This is a genomic window from Kribbella sp. NPDC051952, from assembly GCF_040680855.1.
Lineage (GTDB): Bacteria > Actinomycetota > Actinomycetes > Propionibacteriales > Kribbellaceae > Kribbella.
The window spans coordinates 181,524-197,701 of sequence record NZ_JBFAXQ010000009.1 but is presented as its reverse complement, the minus strand read 5'-3'; the positions used below and the strand labels follow the sequence as shown (position 1 = coordinate 197,701).

The 16,178-nt window shown below is 67.6% G+C and carries 17 protein-coding genes; 10 read left to right on the top strand and 7 right to left on the bottom strand.

The features are described 5' to 3' along the window. Positions 1 to 3 precede the first annotated feature (3 nt). Genes AB0L70_RS19210 through AB0L70_RS19200 form a run of 3 tightly spaced genes read right to left on the bottom strand, consistent with a single transcriptional unit; the run spans position 4 to position 3,121 of the window. Positions 4 to 1,305: a sugar ABC transporter substrate-binding protein gene (locus tag AB0L70_RS19210; protein WP_363685759.1), complete on the bottom strand. Its 1,302-nt coding sequence runs from the start codon at positions 1,303 to 1,305 to the stop codon at positions 4 to 6. 12 nt (positions 1,306 to 1,317) lie between these two features. Then, the gene (locus AB0L70_RS19205; RefSeq protein ID WP_363685756.1) at positions 1,318 to 2,238 is read right to left on the bottom strand and encodes a carbohydrate ABC transporter permease; all 921 of its coding nucleotides are present in this window, start codon (positions 2,236 to 2,238) and stop codon (positions 1,318 to 1,320) included. After that, on the bottom strand, positions 2,219 to 3,121 hold the full coding sequence (locus AB0L70_RS19200; RefSeq protein WP_363685754.1) for a sugar ABC transporter permease: 903 nt from the start codon (positions 3,119 to 3,121) through the stop codon (positions 2,219 to 2,221). The genes AB0L70_RS19205 and AB0L70_RS19200 overlap by 20 nt, the downstream gene beginning before the upstream one ends. Positions 3,122 to 3,243: 122 nt before the next feature. Here AB0L70_RS19200 and AB0L70_RS19195 point away from each other — a divergent pair, with 122 nt between their 5' ends. Continuing rightward, the gene (locus tag AB0L70_RS19195) at positions 3,244 to 4,290 is read left to right on the top strand and encodes a LacI family DNA-binding transcriptional regulator (protein ID WP_363685752.1); all 1,047 of its coding nucleotides are present in this window, start codon (positions 3,244 to 3,246) and stop codon (positions 4,288 to 4,290) included. A gap of 29 nt (positions 4,291 to 4,319) precedes the next feature. Then, complete coding sequence (locus AB0L70_RS19190; protein WP_363685750.1) at positions 4,320 to 5,033, top strand: alpha/beta hydrolase; 714 nt, start codon at positions 4,320 to 4,322, stop codon at positions 5,031 to 5,033. A 160-nt stretch (positions 5,034 to 5,193) separates the two neighbouring features. Here the strand turns inward: AB0L70_RS19190 and AB0L70_RS19185 are convergent, their stop codons facing one another. After that, positions 5,194 to 5,877 carry a CHAP domain-containing protein gene (locus tag AB0L70_RS19185; protein WP_363685748.1) on the bottom strand — a complete coding sequence of 228 codons (684 nt, stop codon included), beginning with the start codon at positions 5,875 to 5,877 and terminating at the stop codon, positions 5,194 to 5,196. A gap of 94 nt (positions 5,878 to 5,971) precedes the next feature. Further along, positions 5,972 to 6,364 carry a cupin domain-containing protein gene (locus AB0L70_RS19180; RefSeq protein ID WP_363685746.1) on the bottom strand — a complete coding sequence of 131 codons (393 nt, stop codon included), beginning with the start codon at positions 6,362 to 6,364 and terminating at the stop codon, positions 5,972 to 5,974. A 120-nt stretch (positions 6,365 to 6,484) separates the two neighbouring features. Here AB0L70_RS19180 and AB0L70_RS19175 point away from each other — a divergent pair, with 120 nt between their 5' ends. Continuing rightward, the gene (locus tag AB0L70_RS19175) at positions 6,485 to 7,168 is read left to right on the top strand and encodes an NBR1-Ig-like domain-containing protein (protein ID WP_363685744.1); all 684 of its coding nucleotides are present in this window, start codon (positions 6,485 to 6,487) and stop codon (positions 7,166 to 7,168) included. Between the two features lie 84 nt (positions 7,169 to 7,252). After that, complete coding sequence (locus AB0L70_RS19170; RefSeq protein ID WP_363685742.1) at positions 7,253 to 9,115, top strand: alpha/beta fold hydrolase; 1,863 nt, start codon at positions 7,253 to 7,255, stop codon at positions 9,113 to 9,115. Between the two features lie 37 nt (positions 9,116 to 9,152). Here AB0L70_RS19170 and AB0L70_RS19165 read toward each other — a convergent pair whose 3' ends face one another. After that, positions 9,153 to 9,665 carry a MarR family transcriptional regulator gene (locus AB0L70_RS19165; RefSeq protein ID WP_363685740.1) on the bottom strand — a complete coding sequence of 171 codons (513 nt, stop codon included), beginning with the start codon at positions 9,663 to 9,665 and terminating at the stop codon, positions 9,153 to 9,155. A gap of 97 nt (positions 9,666 to 9,762) precedes the next feature. On the opposite strand from AB0L70_RS19165, the gene AB0L70_RS19160 reads away from it, so the two are divergent. From AB0L70_RS19160 to AB0L70_RS19135, 6 genes are all read left to right on the top strand, one after another. Further along, entirely contained in the window at positions 9,763 to 10,680 is a 918-nt protein-coding gene (locus tag AB0L70_RS19160; protein ID WP_363685738.1) for an ABC transporter ATP-binding protein, read from the top strand. Further along, entirely contained in the window at positions 10,677 to 12,275 is a 1,599-nt protein-coding gene (locus AB0L70_RS19155; protein WP_363685736.1) for an ABC transporter permease, read from the top strand. The genes AB0L70_RS19160 and AB0L70_RS19155 overlap by 4 nt, the downstream gene beginning before the upstream one ends. Before the next feature lie 91 nt (positions 12,276 to 12,366). Then, positions 12,367 to 12,753 carry a TIGR03618 family F420-dependent PPOX class oxidoreductase gene (locus tag AB0L70_RS19150; RefSeq protein WP_363685734.1) on the top strand — a complete coding sequence of 129 codons (387 nt, stop codon included), beginning with the start codon at positions 12,367 to 12,369 and terminating at the stop codon, positions 12,751 to 12,753. Continuing rightward, positions 12,743 to 13,942 (top strand): precorrin-6y C5,15-methyltransferase (decarboxylating) subunit CbiE, encoded by a 1,200-nt coding sequence (cbiE, locus tag AB0L70_RS19145; RefSeq protein ID WP_363685732.1) that lies wholly within the window; start codon positions 12,743 to 12,745, stop codon positions 13,940 to 13,942. The genes AB0L70_RS19150 and cbiE overlap by 11 nt, the downstream gene beginning before the upstream one ends. Then, on the top strand, positions 13,939 to 14,679 hold the full coding sequence (gene cobM, locus AB0L70_RS19140; protein WP_363685730.1) for a precorrin-4 C(11)-methyltransferase: 741 nt from the start codon (positions 13,939 to 13,941) through the stop codon (positions 14,677 to 14,679). Before cbiE ends, cobM begins: the two co-directional genes overlap by 4 nt. Continuing rightward, positions 14,676 to 15,446 (top strand): cobalt-precorrin-6A reductase, encoded by a 771-nt coding sequence (locus tag AB0L70_RS19135; protein WP_363685728.1) that lies wholly within the window; start codon positions 14,676 to 14,678, stop codon positions 15,444 to 15,446. Before cobM ends, AB0L70_RS19135 begins: the two co-directional genes overlap by 4 nt. On the opposite strand, the gene AB0L70_RS19130 is transcribed toward AB0L70_RS19135, so the two are convergent. Further along, on the bottom strand, positions 15,436 to 16,140 hold the full coding sequence (locus AB0L70_RS19130) for a TetR/AcrR family transcriptional regulator (RefSeq protein WP_363685726.1): 705 nt from the start codon (positions 16,138 to 16,140) through the stop codon (positions 15,436 to 15,438). The two genes, AB0L70_RS19135 and AB0L70_RS19130, sit on opposite strands and share 11 nt — an antisense overlap. Between the last annotated feature and the right edge of the window lie 38 nt (positions 16,141 to 16,178).

Below are 16,178 nucleotides of genomic sequence, written 5' to 3'. Positions count from 1 at the left end.
GAACTAGCCTGCTGACTTGATCAGGCCGTTGATCTTGTCGATGTAGGCCGGCAGGTCGGAGACCGGCTTCTTCCCGCTCAGGATGGGCTGGTAGTTGGCGGTGGTCAGGTCACCGACCTGCGAGGCCCACTGGGTGGTGAAGCGCACGCCGACCGTCTTCTCCATGGCCAGGTCCGCCTTGACCGTGTCGACGACCGTCGGCTGCTGCGCCTTCGTCAGCGCGTCGAAGTAGCTCGTCTGCGCCGGCGTGTAGGCGGGCGGCGCGACCGGCGAGGCCGGCAGCACGGCGTCCCACACCTTCGTGTTGAGGTACTCGAGCACCTTGAACGTCGCGTCCTGGTCCTTCGTGTACTGCGGGGTGCAGATACCGACCGAGTCGTACAGCGTCGCCGGAGTATCCACCTGCGGGAACGGCGCGAACCCGTACTTCACCTTCGGCTTGTCGGTCTGGAACCCGGCCGCCAGCCACTGACCACCGAACATCATCGGCACCTTGCCGGCGGAGAACAGCGACTGCACGTTCGAGGCGTCGTACCCGGGCGGGGAGACCGAGCCGTTCTTGATCGCGTCGACGAGCTTCTGCACGCCCTCGGTGTACTTCGCGTCGGCCTCGGCCTTGGTCGGGTGGTTCACGTTGTCGGTGAACGGTGCACCACCGGCGGAGACGGAGTACATGCCCATCGTGAACGGTCCGTCGGCGGAGGTCAGGTTGTCGGCGACCAGGCCGTACTTCGCGCCGTTCTTGCCGGCCAGCTTGGCGGCCGCGGCGTACATCTCGTCCCAGGTCCAGCCGGCCTTGGGCACCTGCAGACCCGCGGCGGTGAACGCGTCGGCGTTGTACCAGACGCCGTACGTGTTCATCAGCGACGGCAGGCCGCCCATCAGGCCGTCGGCGGTCTTCCAGTTCTCCATCGCGGACGGGACGAACTTGTCGGCCTTGAAGTCGCCGTCGCCGTCCTTGATCTTGCTGCTCCAGTCGACCAGCAGGCCCTGCGAGGTGTACTGCTGCTCGGTGTCGTTACCGCACCAGAACAGGTCCGGCAGCTTCTTCGCCTGGGTCAGCGAGGCGAGCTTGTCACCGAAGTTGCCGGCCGGGGTGTCGAGCAGCTGGACGGTGATGTTCTCCTCCTTGAAGTCGGCCAGCGCCTTCTTGATCGCGGCGTTGGTCTGGGCCGATTCCCAGGTCATCACCGTGACCGTGACCGGGCCGCTGCTCGACCCACCGGAGTCGTCCGACCCGCTACAGGCCGTTGCCGTCAGCAACCCCGCACAGGCCAGGGTGGTACCGAAGAGAATGCGTTTCACAGGAGATCCCCTCTATTTCTGCGTCGTGCTGCCGAGCGAGCCGAGGCCCTGAATGAAGTAGCGCTGCGCGGCGAAGAACACGATCAGCGGCGGCAGCATGTACAGCAGGTTGGTGGCCATGTAGTAGCTCCAGTCCGGCGTCTTCCCGGCGAACGGCGAGATGAATGAGGCCATCCCGACCGACAGTGGCCACTTGTTCGACGAGTACAGGTAGACCAGCGGGTTGAGGAAGTCGTTCCAGGACGCCTGGAAGGCCAGGATCGCCATCGTGATCCAGGCCGGCCGGGTCAGCGGCAGCATCACCTGGGTGAAGATCCGGAAGTGGCCGGCGCCGTCGATCTTGGCGGCCTCGTCGATCGAGTACGGGATGGCCAGGAAGTACTGCCGGGCCAGGAAGATGAACAGCGGGTTCCCGCCGAGGAAGGCCGGCACGATCAGCGGCAACCAGGTGTCGTACCAGCCGATGCTCTTGTACAGCTGGAACAACGGGATCAGCCCGACCACACCGGGCAGCAGCATGCTCCCGACGAACAGGTAGAACCACACCTTCCGGCCGGGGAACCGCAACCGGGCCAGCGCGTAGCCGGCCATCATCGCGGTCATCACCCCACCGAGCACGCTGAGTGCGGTGATGATGGTCGAGTTGAGCAGCAGCCGCGGGAAGTGGATCGCCTCCGGGCCGTGGATGAAGTTGCTCCAGGTGAACTCGTGCGGGAGCAGCCTCGGTGGGATGTCGAAGACCGCGGTCCGGCTCTTCAGGCCGATCGTGATCATCCACAGCAGCGGGACGATCATGACCGCGCTGACGAACAGGGCGACGACGTACCAGGACGTCGTGCCGAGCAGGCGGGGCTTCTTCTTCGCGGGCAGGCGCGGCTGCGGTGCCTGGTCGGCAGCGGCCAGCACGGTGGCTTCAGTCGGGAGTGTTGTCACTGTAAGTCCAGAGCGAGGTGAACTTCGCGGTCAGGGCAATCACGAGAATGATGAGGATGAACAGGACCCAGACCTGCGCCGACGCGTAGCCGAGCTGCGGGATCTGGCCCAGGTTCGGGAAGCCGTTCTTGTAGATCGACAGCATCAGCACGTTGGTGGTGAAGCCGGGGCCGCCGTTGGTCAGAACCTTCGGCTGGTTGAACGTCTGCAGTGCGGCCGTGGTCTGCAGGATCACCTGCAGCAACATGATCGGGCTGATCATCGGCAACGTGATCCGGACGAACACCGACCAGGGCCCGGCGCCGTCGACCCGGGCTGCCTCGTACAACTCGTTCGGAACCGCCTGCAACGCGGCCAGGAAGATGATCATCGTGCCGCCGACGCCCCACAGCATCACGATCACGACCGACGGCATCGACATCGCCGGGCTCTGCAGCCACAAACTCGTTGGCAACCCCAACCGGTCCAGGATCGTGTTCAGCAGGCCGACCTGTGGGTCGAGGATGAACTTCCACAACGTGATCGTCGCGATCGCCGGGAGTACGACGGGAAGGTACGCCAACGTCCGTACGACGCGGACGCCGGCGAACCGCTGGTTGCAGAACATCGCCAGCGCGAGTCCGAGGACCAGCGACAGCGGGACATAGAGGACCACCAGGTACCCCGTTGCCCGCAGCGACGGCCAGAACGCCGGGTCGACCGTGAACAGCCGGCGAAAGTTGCCCAGGCCAATGAACACCGGATCGGTCAGGCCGTTGTAGCGGGTCAGCGCCAGGTAGAACGAACGGATCAGCGGATACGCCACGAACACCAGGAACCCGATGATCGCCGGCGCGATGAACAGGTACGCCGCCTTCACGTCGGAACCCGCGTTCCGGCTCATCCCGCCCCGGCTCCGGCCACGTATTCCAGTCAGAGAACGAGTCATCCGGCCTCCTGGACGGTAACGTTTCCAAAGCTTACTGTTGGGTGACGATGCCGTGTCGGGAAAAGGAAGTCAAGCACGTGGCCGAAACGTTTCCACCCCCAGCGACCGCCCGCCCGACCATGATCGACGTGGCCCGCCGGGCCGGTGTCGGGTTGGGCACCGTGTCCCGGGTGGTCAACGGTGGTCACGGGGTCCGCGACGAGACCGCGCAGCGGGTCAGGACCGCGATCGACGAGCTCGGTTTCCAGCGCAACGAAGTGGCGCGTGCACTCCGGCCGGGGAAGAAGTCGTCGAGTCTGGCGCTCGTCCTCGGTGACCTGACCAACCCGTTCTACGCGAGCATCGCGAAGGCGTCACTCGAGGTGGCCGGGCAGTCCGGATTCGCAGTCGTCCTCGGCAGTGTGGACGAGGACCCGGAGGGTGAGAAGCGCGCGATTCAGGAGCTCGTCAGCCGGCAGGTCGCCGGGTTGATGATCGTGCCCGACCAAGGTGACCACTCGTTCCTCGCGGGTGCCGGCGTACCGGTGGTGTTCGTGGACCGGCCGGCCACCGGGATCGATGCCGACATCGTGATGGTCGACAACGAGGGTGGTGGCCGGCTCGCCACCGAACACCTGCTGGAGCAGGGGCATCGGCGGATCGCGATCCTGCTCGCGCCGTCGTACTACACGACCGGGCGACGGCTGCGCGGCTACCGGCGCGCGCACCGGGCTGCCGACGTCGACGTCGATGAGTCACTCGTCGTTCAGCTGCCTGAGGGCAACGCGGAGGCGGCGGAGAAGGCGACCCGGGAAGTGATGCTCCGGCCGGATCCGCCGACCGCGATCTTTGCCTCGACCAACTTCCTCACCGAGGGTGTACTGCGCGCCTTGCGCGAGCTCGATCGCGAGCCCGCCGTTGTCGGCTTCGACGACTTCCGGCTCGCCGACATGCTGCCGACGCCGGTCACGGTCGTTGCCTCCGACATCGCCGAGCTCGGCCGCAGCGCGGCGCGGCTGCTGCTGGACCGCGCCTCTGGTGCCGACACCCGTCCGCCGCAGCGGATCGTGTTGCCTTGTGCCCTGATCCAGCGTGGCTCGGGAGAGCGCACGCGGGATTCTGCCGCCAAGAGAAAGAGTCGGTGAGCTGACCCCGCGCTGACTAAGGTCGGTGCATGTACTACGAGTCCTTCGGTGCCGGCCGTCCGATCATCTTCCTGCCCGGCTGGGGTGGCGCCAACGGCGAAGGCCGCGACGTACACGAGCCGGTGTTCGAGAATCGTCCCGGCTGGCAGCGGATCTACATCGACCCACCGGGCACCGGCCAGACGCCGGCCGATCCGTCGATCACCGATCAGGACGGGATGCTGGCCGCGATCCTCGGACTGATCGACGAACTGGTCGGCGACGAACGCTTCGCGCTGGCGGGTACGTCGGCCGGCGGTCTGCACGCCCGTGGCATCGTCAAGCGCGATCCGGCCCGCGTCCTCGGCCTGATGCTGCGAGTCCCCGGCATCGTCGTCGACCGGACCAAGCGCACCCTGCCGTCCGGTGAGCACTTCGTCGAAACACCTGCCTGGCAGGAGAAGCAGCGCCGGTACTACGACCCCGCCGAAGCTCAGGCAGACCTCGAGTTCCTCGGGCGGATCCAGGGCTCCGTCGCCACCTATTCGTTGCGCGAGGACCCGTCCACCCGCTTCGATGGTCCGACGCTGATCGTGACCGGCCGCGAAGACACGATGACCGGGTACGCCGATGCCTGGTCCGTGCTCGACGACTACCCGCGCGCGACGTACGTCGTACTCGATCGGGAAGGGCACGATCTACCAGTGGAATCCGGCCTGGTCTACCGTGCCCTCGTCGCCGACTGGCTCGACCGGATGGCCTAGTGTCCCGTAAGCGATGTAGCTTGGCGCTATCGGCGCCCAGGCACGCACCTCGCGGCACTTGCCCAGCGCCCACGATGCTCCGCATCGAGGCCACTGACCAAGCACCCCGATGCACGCACCTGGACACCGCTATCGTTCAAGCTACATCGCTTACGGGACACTAGAAGTTCGGGTAGGCCCAGCCGAGGTAGCTGGAGAAGTACGGGAGCTTCGCCAGGCCGATCTTGCCGTTGACGCTGGTGGCCCAGAAGTAGCCGTCACCACGGGCCACGCCGACGTGTCCGTACGGTGCGGCGAGGTCCCAGAAGACCAGGGCACCCTTGGGTGGGTTCAGGTCGCCGCGGTGTGCGACGCCACGGGCAATGGCGTCGTTCCAGTCCGCTTTGGCTGAGGCCCAGATCGCGGTCTTGCCGTACGAGTTCTCGGCGGCCATCTCGCAGTACCCCTGGAAGGCTGTCGATCCGTTGCGGGCGGCGTACCAGGCGATGGCCTTGTCGGCGCGTGGATTGCTGGTGCACAACGGCGCGACCAGGCCGGAGCTGCCGGTGTTGACGTAGGAGTCGGAGATGTAGCCCTTGCCGGGAACGTGGTCCCAGACCAGGCTGCGGCCGAACTTGCCGGTGACCGGCTCACCGTAGATCTGGCAGTCGATCTCGACCGGTCCGTTCGGTTGAGTGCCGACCGAGCCGAAGCTGGTCGCGTTGCCGGACCGGATGGTGACTCCGGCCCCGCTGTCGGTGACCACTGTGCCGGTGGCGGCACTGGCGGTCAGGGTGCCGGTGCCGAAGGCGGCGGCGGTGGCCAGAACTGTGGTGAGGGTGATGCGCAGGAGGGCGGTACGCATGATGTTGGTCCTTTTCGCTGGGCGACTGGCGAAGTGACACTTATTTACAGAGAAGCAGCGTCGCCCGTCGTTGTCGCAGTGGACAACGACCCCCTCATCTGCGCAGGTGGGCCCGCTCGGCGATCTCCTCGGCGTCCAGGTACGTCATCATCGGCACATCGGGCGCGCAGAGCATGAACACGACGAACTTGCTGTCGATATCGGTGCGCAGGTTCGCGGCCTGGTAGTGCACGACGTCCCCGCCCGGCTCCCAGAAGGCCTCACCGGCCTTGATCGGGTACGGCGCCTCGCCCTCGAGCTCGAACAGGATCTCGCCCTCGAGCACGTACCCGAACACCGGCCCGGAGTGCCGGTGCGGGCCGGATCCCGGATCGCCCGGCGGGACGGTGACGGTGGCGACCATCGCGTGCGATCCGGGGGCGATCACAGGGGTCTGGGTGAGCAAGCTGTCGAAGGTGTTGGTCTTCGCCGGTCCGATGATTCCCATACTTCGACCCTAGGTTGCCGAGCGCCCCGGCCCTTGGGCCAGTTCGGGGCGGATTTCCTGGACCAGTTGAGATTCGGAGGGTTACGGTGTTGTCGCGGTACGCGACGATCGGAGTGCGGTGTGAGGCCTGCGCAGCTTCGTGTGGTGATCGGGTCGCGGATGCGTGAGCTCCGGGAAGCGGCCGGCGTACCGCTGAGCCGCGCGGCCGCGGAGTCCGGCTGGGACAAAGGTCATCTGTCCCGGGTCGAGCGCGGCCACACCAAACCCAGCCGCGAGCTGATCGAGTGGTACGACGCTTGCTTCGGCGCGGGTCAGGCCCTCGTCAACCAGTTGACGGAGCTGGATGCCGCCGTACGGGCCGGGCGGGACATGTCGCAGCGGGACATCCGGCGGCACGTGCAGCCCGTACTACTCGGGGGATCCGTGCCGATCGACCATCATCCGGAGGATCGCGCCGAGCTGGTGGGGGAGACGCTGCCGGACGGCACGCGGGTGTGCCGGGACCAGTCCTTCGAGAAGATCTGGGAGATCCGGAACAGCGGCGAACGGTCGTGGCACGATCGCTGGCTCACGCGGCAGGGGAGTGCCGGTGCGCCCGGCTGGCTGCGATCTCCCGCGCGCGAACGCGTGCCGGATGCCGAGCCGGGTGAGGTCGTGACGGTCTCGATGAGGTTGCAGGCACCATCGCAGGTCGGTGCGTCGACGGCGTACTTCAAGATCACCGACGAGGCGGGGCGCCTGTACTACCCCGGCCTCGAGTCACCGCCGATGTACTGCACGATCTTCACGGTCTACGAACTCTAGGGATTACCTCCTTGGCCCGGCCGGTGCGGGCCCTTAGGTTGCTGTCCATTCCTGCACCCCGCCCGGACAGACAGGAGATGCAGCGTGATCAGATTCCGCAAGATCGCACTGGCTCTCGCGGTGGCACTGGTCGTGCCGCCGCTGGCCACGACGACGGCAACGGCGGCGAAGCCGTCCACGGGCCCGGTGGATCCACCGGTCCCGTCCATCCCGCAGAAGTACCTCGACCAGCAGATCAACTGGTCGGTGTGCCCGTTCGACGCCCAGGTCAAGCAGCTCTACCCGCAGGCGCCGACCACGAACTGTGCCAAGGTGACCGTCCCGATGGACTGGGCGCACCCGGACGCGCACCCCGACGTCCAGGTCGCGATCGCCTACAGCCGGGCGACCGGTACGTCGAAGGGCCTGATGACGACGAACCCGGGGGGACCCGGTGGCGCCGGCCTGACCCTGTCGGTCTCGCTCGCGATCGACAAGACCCGGCTGTTCAGTGACTTCGACCTGCTCGGGTTCGACCCGCGCGGCTTCGGCCAGAGCACGCCACTGCAGTGCCTGACCACGACCGACAAGCTGAACGCGCTGCCGACCACGCCGGACTACAAGGAGCGCACCCGGCTGACCCATCAGGTCGAGGTGGCCGAGGCGAAGCTGACCGCCGAGGCCTGCTCGGCGACCGAGTTCGGCCAGTTCGTCAGCAGCCAGCAGACGGTCTACGACATGGAGTTCCTCCGGGTTCTGCTGAAGTCGCGGCAGCTGAACCTGATCGGCTACAGCTACGGCACCTGGCTCGGCGGCTGGTACGCCGACACCTATCCGTCGAAGGTCGGCCGGTTCGTGATCGACTCGAACATGGACTGGACCCACACCCAGTGGGACAACATGAACTTCGACCCGTTCTCCGGTCAGCGCCGGCGCAACACCCAGCTGTTCCCGTGGATCGCCAGGCATGCCGACCAGATCCAGGGCCTCGGATCGACGTACAAGCAGGTGAGTGCGAAGTACGACAAGGTCCGTGCGGACCTGGTCACGCTGGTCAAGGCCGGCACCAGCACCGTCCGCGGTGACTCCTTGGACAACACGATCTACAGCACCATCTACGGCAACGTCCGGTTCGTCCGGGCCACCCTCGACATCCTGGTGCACGACGAGTACGCCAAGGACCCGTCGGCCTCCGGCGCGGTCGAGCTCCGGCACGTAGACCGCGCCTGGGCCAGGATCTCCCCCGAACTGCAGGCGTACGACACCCTGGCCGCGATCCGGACCCGGTACGGCGTCACCGCGGCGGCCCCGGCCACCGTGGCGGCGCTGCGGGTCGACTCGACCCGGTCGATCCTGGCCGACGCCCGCGCGACGGCGGCCCGGTCCACCGGCGACGCCACCGTCGACCTCGGTCCGATCGGTACGACGGTGCGCTGCAACGACACCGCGTTCAGCCACGACCCGCAGTACTACCTGCGGGAGGCGGACAAGATGGCTCGCAAGTACACGTTCTTCGGATATATGAACGGCGTACCGATGTGTGCCTTCTGGAAGTACGCGCCGCAGGACCGGAAGCTGGACCTGAAGGGATCGCCGCGGTTCCTGATGATCCAGGGCGAGCTCGACCCGGCGACGGCGTACGAGGGTGCGCTGCGCACGCACAACGACACCGCGCGGGTGACCCGGTTCGTCGCCATCGACGACGAGGGCCAGCACGGTCAGTACGTCGGCTCGGCGTCGGCGTGTGCGGAGGAGATCGGTGATCGGTACGTGTTCACCGGTGAGCTCCCGGGCAAGGACCAGGTCTGCGGTACGTCGCCGTTGCCGGCCGAACTCTCGGTCTATCCGGTGGACGGTCCGGTCGACGGGAACGCCGTCCACCTGCCGCGGTCGAACTCCGCGCCGGGCAAGGTGAATCCGTTGCTGCAGCGAGCGCTCGACACGGTTGCCGCCGGCTCGCTTCGGTAGTGACTGTGGGCCTGGCGGATCCGTCCGCCGGGCCCACTCAGCCTTCGGGCATCCCGTACTGGGCGTCGATCTCCGCGTCGATCTCGGCCTTGCGCTTGATCCAGCGTTCGCTGAGGCCCTTGACCTCTTCGCCGATGAAGTCGATGAACTCGAGGGACACGCGGATCCGGCGGTGCGCGGGGGTGCCGTCGCCGGACGCGTCGAGGACCTTGCGCAGCGACTCCGACCAGCGGCCGAGGGACGCGTCCTCGGTCATCATCGTCTGGTACCAGGAGTCGTCCTGGACGACATAGACGTCGCGGCGGGTCCCGGGCTCGCGCTCGCGGGTGGCCAGGCGGAGGTTCAGCAGGTAGTTGACCGCGCCGGAGACCGCCGCCGGGCTCGCCTGCAGCTGGTCGGACAGTTCGGCCGACGTCATCCGCCCGTTCTCGCTGGACAGGATCGCGGCGAACACGCGACCCGCCATCCGCGGCCAGCCGGTGTCGGCCAGCAGATTCCCGAACTGTTCGGTGTACCGCCTGACCGCGTCGTCGTCTCGATGTGCACTCACCGCCCCATCATCCCCTCTAGGTCGCCGGTTTACCTGACGCGTGAGAAATGTGTTAGCAAGATTCACAATCTTCTGAATGAAGTGTACGTTATGAATCATGACATCAGCCATCGTGGTCTCTGGACTACACAAGTCGTACGGAAGTACGCACGCCCTCGACGGTCTCGACCTGGAGGTCGCGACCGGTGAGGTACACGGCTTCCTCGGGCCGAACGGTGCCGGGAAGTCCACGACCATTCGGGTGCTGCTGGGCCTGCTGCGCGGTGACGCCGGCGATGTCTCGCTGCTCGGTGGTGACCCGTGGGGCGATGCCGCGAAGCTGCACCGCCGGCTCGCCTACGTTCCCGGCGACGTGAACCTGTGGCCGAACCTGACCGGCGGCGAGGTGATCGACCTGATCGGCCGGCTCCGCGGCGGTCTGGACGAGAAGAAGCGGGACGACCTGCTCCGCCGGTTCGACCTCGACCCGACCAAGAAGGGCCGCACGTACTCGAAGGGCAACCGGCAGAAGGTCGCCCTGGTCGCGGCGCTGGCCTCGGACGTCGAGCTGTTGATCCTGGACGAGCCGACGTCAGGCCTGGACCCGCTGATGGAGGAGGTGTTCCGGCAGTGCATCGAGGAGGAGCGCCAGCGCGACCGCACTGTGCTCCTGTCGAGCCACATCCTCTCCGAGGTCGAGGCGCTGTGTGACCGGATCAGCATCATCCGCCGCGGCAAGGTGGTCGAGACCGGCACACTGTCCGACCTGCGCCACCTCACGCGTACGTCGATCCAGGCCGAACTCGCCGCCTCCCCGAACGGGCTGGCCCAGCTGCCCGGCGTACATCAGCTCGATGTCGAGGGCACCCGGGTGCGGTGCGAGGTGGACACCGCGCAGCTCGATGCGGTGATGCGGCAACTGTCCGCGAGTGGGATCAAGAGCCTGGTCGCGCAGCCGCCGACGCTGGAGGAGCTGTTCCTGCGGCACTACGAGGACGATGCTGCCGCCGACGAGCCTGTGGCGGCCGGACGATGAACGACTTCGTCGGTACCGGGACCATGGTGCGGCTCGCGCTGCGCCGGGACCGCATTGTCATCCCGGTGTGGATCCTGGTGTTCGTGATGTCGGCGGCCGGGTCGGCGAAGGCGTCGATCGACCTGTACACCGACCCCAAGGCGCTGGCCGAGGCCGCCCGGACGTCGAACGCGTCGCCGGCGCTCGTATCGCTGTACGGCCGGATCTTCGACGAGACCTCGCTCGGAGAGGTCTCGCTGTTCAAGTTCACCGCGTTCGGCGCGTTGCTGGTCGGCCTGCTGGCCGCGTTCCTCGTGGTCCGGCACACCCGGACCGAGGAGGAGAGCGGTCGCCTCGAGCTGCTCAGCGCCGGAGTGCTCGGCCGGTACGCCGCTGTGACCGCTGCACTGATCGTTTCGTCGGGGACTGTCATCCTGCTCGGCCTGTTGACCGCGCTGGCGCTGATCGGGTCCGACCTACCGGCTTCGGGGTCGTTCGCGTTCGGACTGATGTGGGCCGCGGCCGGTCTGTCGTTCGCAGGCGTGGGTGCGGTGGCCGCACAGGTCACCGAGAGCGCCCGGGCCGCGAACGGGATCAGTGCGGTGGTTCTGGGCGTGGCGTACGTACTGCGGGCGATCGGCGACTCGTCGTCGAACGGCAGCTCGGAGTGGGTGTCGTGGCTGTCGCCGATCGGGTGGTCGCAACAAGTCCGTGCGTACGCCGGTGATCGGTTTGCCGTGCTCCTGATTCCGCTGGTGTTCCTGGCGGTGCTGGTTGTGGCTGCGATCGCGCTGATCCGGCGACGTGATGTCGGTGCGGGTCTGGTGCGGCCGCGTCCGGGGCCTGCCCGGGCCTCGGCTACGCTGCGGTCGCCGTTGGCCCTGGCGTGGCGGTTGCACCGCGGGTCCTTGTACGGCTGGGGTTTCGCGTTCCTCTTGCTGGGACTGCTGGTCGGAAACATCGCCAGCAACGTGGACGGGTTCGTCAGCAGTGACAGCGCTCGCGAGATGGTGCAGAAGCTGGGTGGCGTCGAGGGAATCACCGATGCGTTCCTCGCGACCGAGATGGGCATCATCGGGCTACTCGCGTCGGCGTTCGGCATCCAGGCGGCACTGCGGCTTCGCTCCGAGGAGACTGCGCTCAGGGCCGAGCCGCTGCTCGCCACGGACGTCACCCGGGCTCGGTGGCTTGCCAGCCACGTGCTCGTGGCGCTGCTCGGCACCGGTGCGTTGATTCTGGTCGCCGGCCTGGGCTCCGGGATCTCGAGTGGCGCGTCGCTGGGCAACATGGGCCATCAGGTACCGCGGATGCTGGCGGCGGCCGCCGTACAGCTGCCGGCGATCTGGATCGTGACCGGCCTTGTCGTCATCCTGTTCGGGCTCGCGCCCAAGCTGGTGACCGGTGGCTGGGTCCTGTACGGCGCGTTCTTGCTGGTCGGGCAGTTCGGTGCGGTGTTCAACCTGCCGCAGTCGGTCATCGACCTCAGCCCGTACGGCCACACTCCGCGTCTGCCGGGTGGCGACTTCTCGCTGCTGCCAGTCGTCTGGCTGACCGCGATCGCTGCCGCTTTGACCCTGGCTGGGTTCGCCGGCTTCCGGCGTCGGGACATCGGTTAGTGCTTCCTCTGACAGCGCTGGTCTGAGGGGTCCAGCGCCCGCGGCCCGCCCGGCACCTCACCGGGCGGGCCGTCTTGTCTACGATCGCTAGGTGTTGAGTGAGCGTCTTGCGGAGTTCTGGACCGAGCGGCATCTGTGTGTGTTGAGCACCGTCCGAGCAGACGGGACAGTGCACGCGACGCCGGTGGGCGCGACGCTGGACGTCGAGGCGGGTCTTGCGCGGGTGATCTGCTCGGGTGACTCGTACAAGGCCCGGACGATCCGCGCGGCCGGTGCTGCGGGTGCCGCGGTCGCGGTGACGCAGGTGGACGGGCGTCGCTGGAGCACCCTGGAGGGCCGTGCCATCGTCAGCGACGACCCTGCCCGCGTGGAGGACGCCGTACGTCGCTATGCCAAGCGCTACCGGGAACCCCGCGTCAACCCCCGGCGGGTAGTCCTCGAAATCACCATCACCAAGGTCCTCGGCAATGGCGGCTGAACTCACGGTCGTGGGAATAGGCGCCGACGGCTGGGAAGGCCTCTCGCCCTCCGCGCGGAGTGTGATCGAGTCAGCTGAAGTCCTCATGGGCAGCCCCAGACAACTGGCCCTCGTCCCGGCTTCGTCCGTCGTGCGGGTTGCGTGGCCATCGCCTCTGTCCGAAGCGCTCCCCGCATTGCTCTCGGAGTACTCCGGCCGCCGGATCTGCGTACTGGCCAGCGGCGACCCCACCTTCCACGGCATCGGCACCACACTGACCCGGCTGCTCGGCGGGGACGCCGTACGGGTAATCCCGCATCCATCAAGCGTGTCCCTGGCCTGCGCACGACTCGGCTGGTCCCAAGACCAGGTCCAGGTCGTCAGCCTGGTCGGCCACCCCGTAGAGAGGGTTCACCCCCACCTCCAGCCAGGCCGACGCCTCCTGATCCTCAGTTGGGGCGCACACACCCCCGCCGAGGTAGCCGCCCTTCTCACCGACCGCGGCTACGGCTCCAGCGACCTAACCGTCCTAGAACTGCTCGGCGGCCCATCCGAGCGCGTACGAACCACCCAAGCCTCCGACTGGTCCCACGACGTAGAAGCCCTGAACGTCATCGCCGTCCACTGCCGGCCCGACCCGGACACACCCCTGCTCCCCACCACCCCCGGTCTCCCCGACGACACCTACGAAAGCGACGGCCAGCTCACCAAACGCGAGGTACGCGCGGTCACCATGTCCCGCCTCGCCCCCATCCCCGGCCAACTGCTCTGGGACATCGGCGGCGGCGCAGGCAGCATCGCGATCGAGTGGTCCCGTCATCACCCAACCTGCCGAGCCATCGCCATCGAACGCGACCCAGACCGCGCCAAACGCCTGGAACGCAACGCGTCCGCCCTAGGTGTTCCGGTCGACCTGGTCCAGGGCGCGGCCCCCGAGGCGTTGGCCGGCCTGCAAGCACCCGACGCCATCTTCATCGGCGGGGGAGCGACCGCCCCCGGCATGTTCGACGCCTGCTGGAACGCTCTCCGCCCCGGCGGCCGCCTGGTCGCCAACGGTGTGACGCTGGAGACGGAGTCCCTCATCGTCCAGTGGTACGCCGCCCACGGTGGCGACCTGATCCGCCTCGACGTCCAGCGCGCATCCAAGATCGGCACGATGACCGGCTGGCGTCCCGCGATGCCCGTGACCATCTGGAGCCTGACCAAATGACCGTGCACTTCATCGGCGCAGGTCCGGGCGCGGCCGATCTCATCACCGTCCGCGGCCGCGACCTGATCGCCGCCTCCCCGGTCTGCCTGTACGCCGGCGCCCTCGTACCGGTCGAACTCCTCGACCACTGCCCACCCGGCGCCCACAAGGTCGACACCGCCGACCTCAACCTCGACGAGATCATCGCCGAACTCGCCGCCGCCCACACCGCTGGCCAGGACGTCGCCCGCCTGCACTCCGGCGACCCCTCCGTCTTCAGCGCCATGGCCGAGCAGATGCGCCGCCTCGATGTACTCGACATCCCGTACGACGTAACTCCCGGCGTACCCGCCTACGCCGCAGCCGCCGCCACCCTCGGCCGCGAATTGACCGTGCCGGAAGTGGGTCAAACCGTCATCCTCACCCGCATCAGCGGCCGTGCCAGCGCGATGCCGGCCGGCGAGGACCTGGCCACCCTCGGTGCGAGCCGGGCGACGCTCGTACTCCACCTCGCGGTCCAGCAGATCGATCGGGTAGTCGAGGAGCTCACCCCGAACTACGGTGCCGACTGTCCGGTCGCTGTCGTCGCTCGGGCATCCCGGGAGGACGAGCTGATCCTGCGCGGGACGCTTGCGGACATCGCGGACCAGGTGCGGGCCGCGGACATCCGCCGTACTGCGGTCATCATCATCGGGAAGGTGCTCACGGCAACGACCTTCCGCGACAGCCACCTGTATTCGGTTCTGCGATCGCGGTGAAGGTTCTACTGCTGGGCGGTACAGGGGAGGCCCGCGCGCTCGCACAGCTTCTGGTGTCGGCTGGTGTCGAGGTTGTGTCGTCTCTTGCCGGCCGTACTGCCGACGCGCGATTGCCCGTTGGTGGGGTCCGCACCGGTGGCTTCGGTGGTGTCGACGGGCTGTCGGCCTGGCTACTTGCTCATCCTGTTGACGCGGTTGTCGACGCGACGCATCCCTTCGCGGCCACCATGACCGCGCACGCGGTAGCGGCTGCTGGGGAAGTCGGCGTACCGCTCCTCATCCTCCGCCGCCCCGGCTGGACCGCCGCACCCGACGACACCTGGCACTGGGTAGACACCCCATCGGCCGCAGCCGAACTCCTACCCACGCTAGGTTCCCGCCCTTTCCTGACCATCGGCCGCCAGGGCCTCCCCGCCTTCGCCCCCCTCGGCCTGCAAGGTCCCTCCGCCGTCGCTCCTCTCGGCCTTGTGAACCTGCCCAGCATCCTCGCCCGCTGTGTCGACGCGCCGGAGCCACTGCCTACCTGGTGCACCCTGCTGCTCGCCCGCGGACCGTTCGACCTGACCGCCGAGCTCGACCTCATGCGCCTCCACCAAATCGACGTCCTGGTCACCAAGGACAGCGGCGGCCCAGCAACTTCCGCCAAGCTCACAGCCGCCCGTGAACTGCACATCCCGGTCATCGTGATCCGTCGCCCACCCCTCCCCGCCGGGGTGGAAGTAGTCACCTCAGCCGACGAAGCGCTGGCCTGGACTCTCAAGAGGTAATGCGCGTCAGCCACTCATCGAGCACATGCCGCTCGCCGTCAGTCAGCACGGTGACGTCAGGCAACTGAGCCCGCAGAGCATTGGCAGCCGGCCCAGGTCCGACGTTCCGAGTGGTGACCCGATCAGTGCTGATCGCCGCAACCAGCGCCTCGAACATCGCATCCGACAACCGCGGATCCCGTTGCTCGGCAGGAACGGCAAGCAGCGCGAGTACGGCGCCACACCCGGCCGCATGCACCATCTCCACCGCCAGATCCTCAGCCATCCGCAACCGCCCCACCGCCGCGATGTTCCGGATCCGCGTCCGCAGAATCGCGAACCCCGCCTCGGCTGCAGCGGACCGCCGTCCCGGCTGCGGCTCGGCGTACATCAGCATGAACAGCGCCGGATTGGCCAACCCAAACCCGAGATGCAACTCCCACCCCGCACGCAGATCCGCGATCGGATCCGCACTCGGCTCCGGCGCTGGCTTGTCGGCCAGGTACGCCGCGAACCCGTACTCGCTCACCGCCGCAAGCAGCCCGTCCTTGTCTCCAAACAGCCGGTAAATCGTCGGCCCCTGCGTCCCCGCAGCCGCCGCCACCGCCCGCGTGGACACCGCATCGCGACCGCCGCTCGCAAGCAGCCCCGCCGCAACCTCGACGATATGAGCCCGCACCCGCTCCCGATCGGCCCCCCGCTCTCCATCCTCCACGCCCCCAACCGTAACGGCTTGCCCTTTTTGTTAACAGT

Excerpts from the sequence above, each read along its gene's own strand:
- AB0L70_RS19200 (WP_363685754.1), bottom strand. The coding sequence starts at position 3,121 with ATGAGCCGGAACGCGGGTTCCGACGTGAAGGCGGCGTACCTGTTCATC.
- AB0L70_RS19190 (WP_363685750.1), top strand. The coding sequence starts at position 4,320 with ATGTACTACGAGTCCTTCGGTGCCGGCCGTCCGATCATCTTCCTGCCC.
- AB0L70_RS19185 (WP_363685748.1), bottom strand. The coding sequence starts at position 5,877 with ATGCGTACCGCCCTCCTGCGCATCACCCTCACCACAGTTCTGGCCACC.
- AB0L70_RS19180 (WP_363685746.1), bottom strand. The coding sequence starts at position 6,364 with ATGGGAATCATCGGACCGGCGAAGACCAACACCTTCGACAGCTTGCTC.
- AB0L70_RS19160 (WP_363685738.1), top strand. The coding sequence starts at position 9,763 with ATGACATCAGCCATCGTGGTCTCTGGACTACACAAGTCGTACGGAAGT.
- AB0L70_RS19155 (WP_363685736.1), top strand. The coding sequence starts at position 10,677 with ATGAACGACTTCGTCGGTACCGGGACCATGGTGCGGCTCGCGCTGCGC.
- cbiE (WP_363685732.1), top strand. The coding sequence starts at position 12,743 with ATGGCGGCTGAACTCACGGTCGTGGGAATAGGCGCCGACGGCTGGGAA.
- cobM (WP_363685730.1), top strand. The coding sequence starts at position 13,939 with ATGACCGTGCACTTCATCGGCGCAGGTCCGGGCGCGGCCGATCTCATC.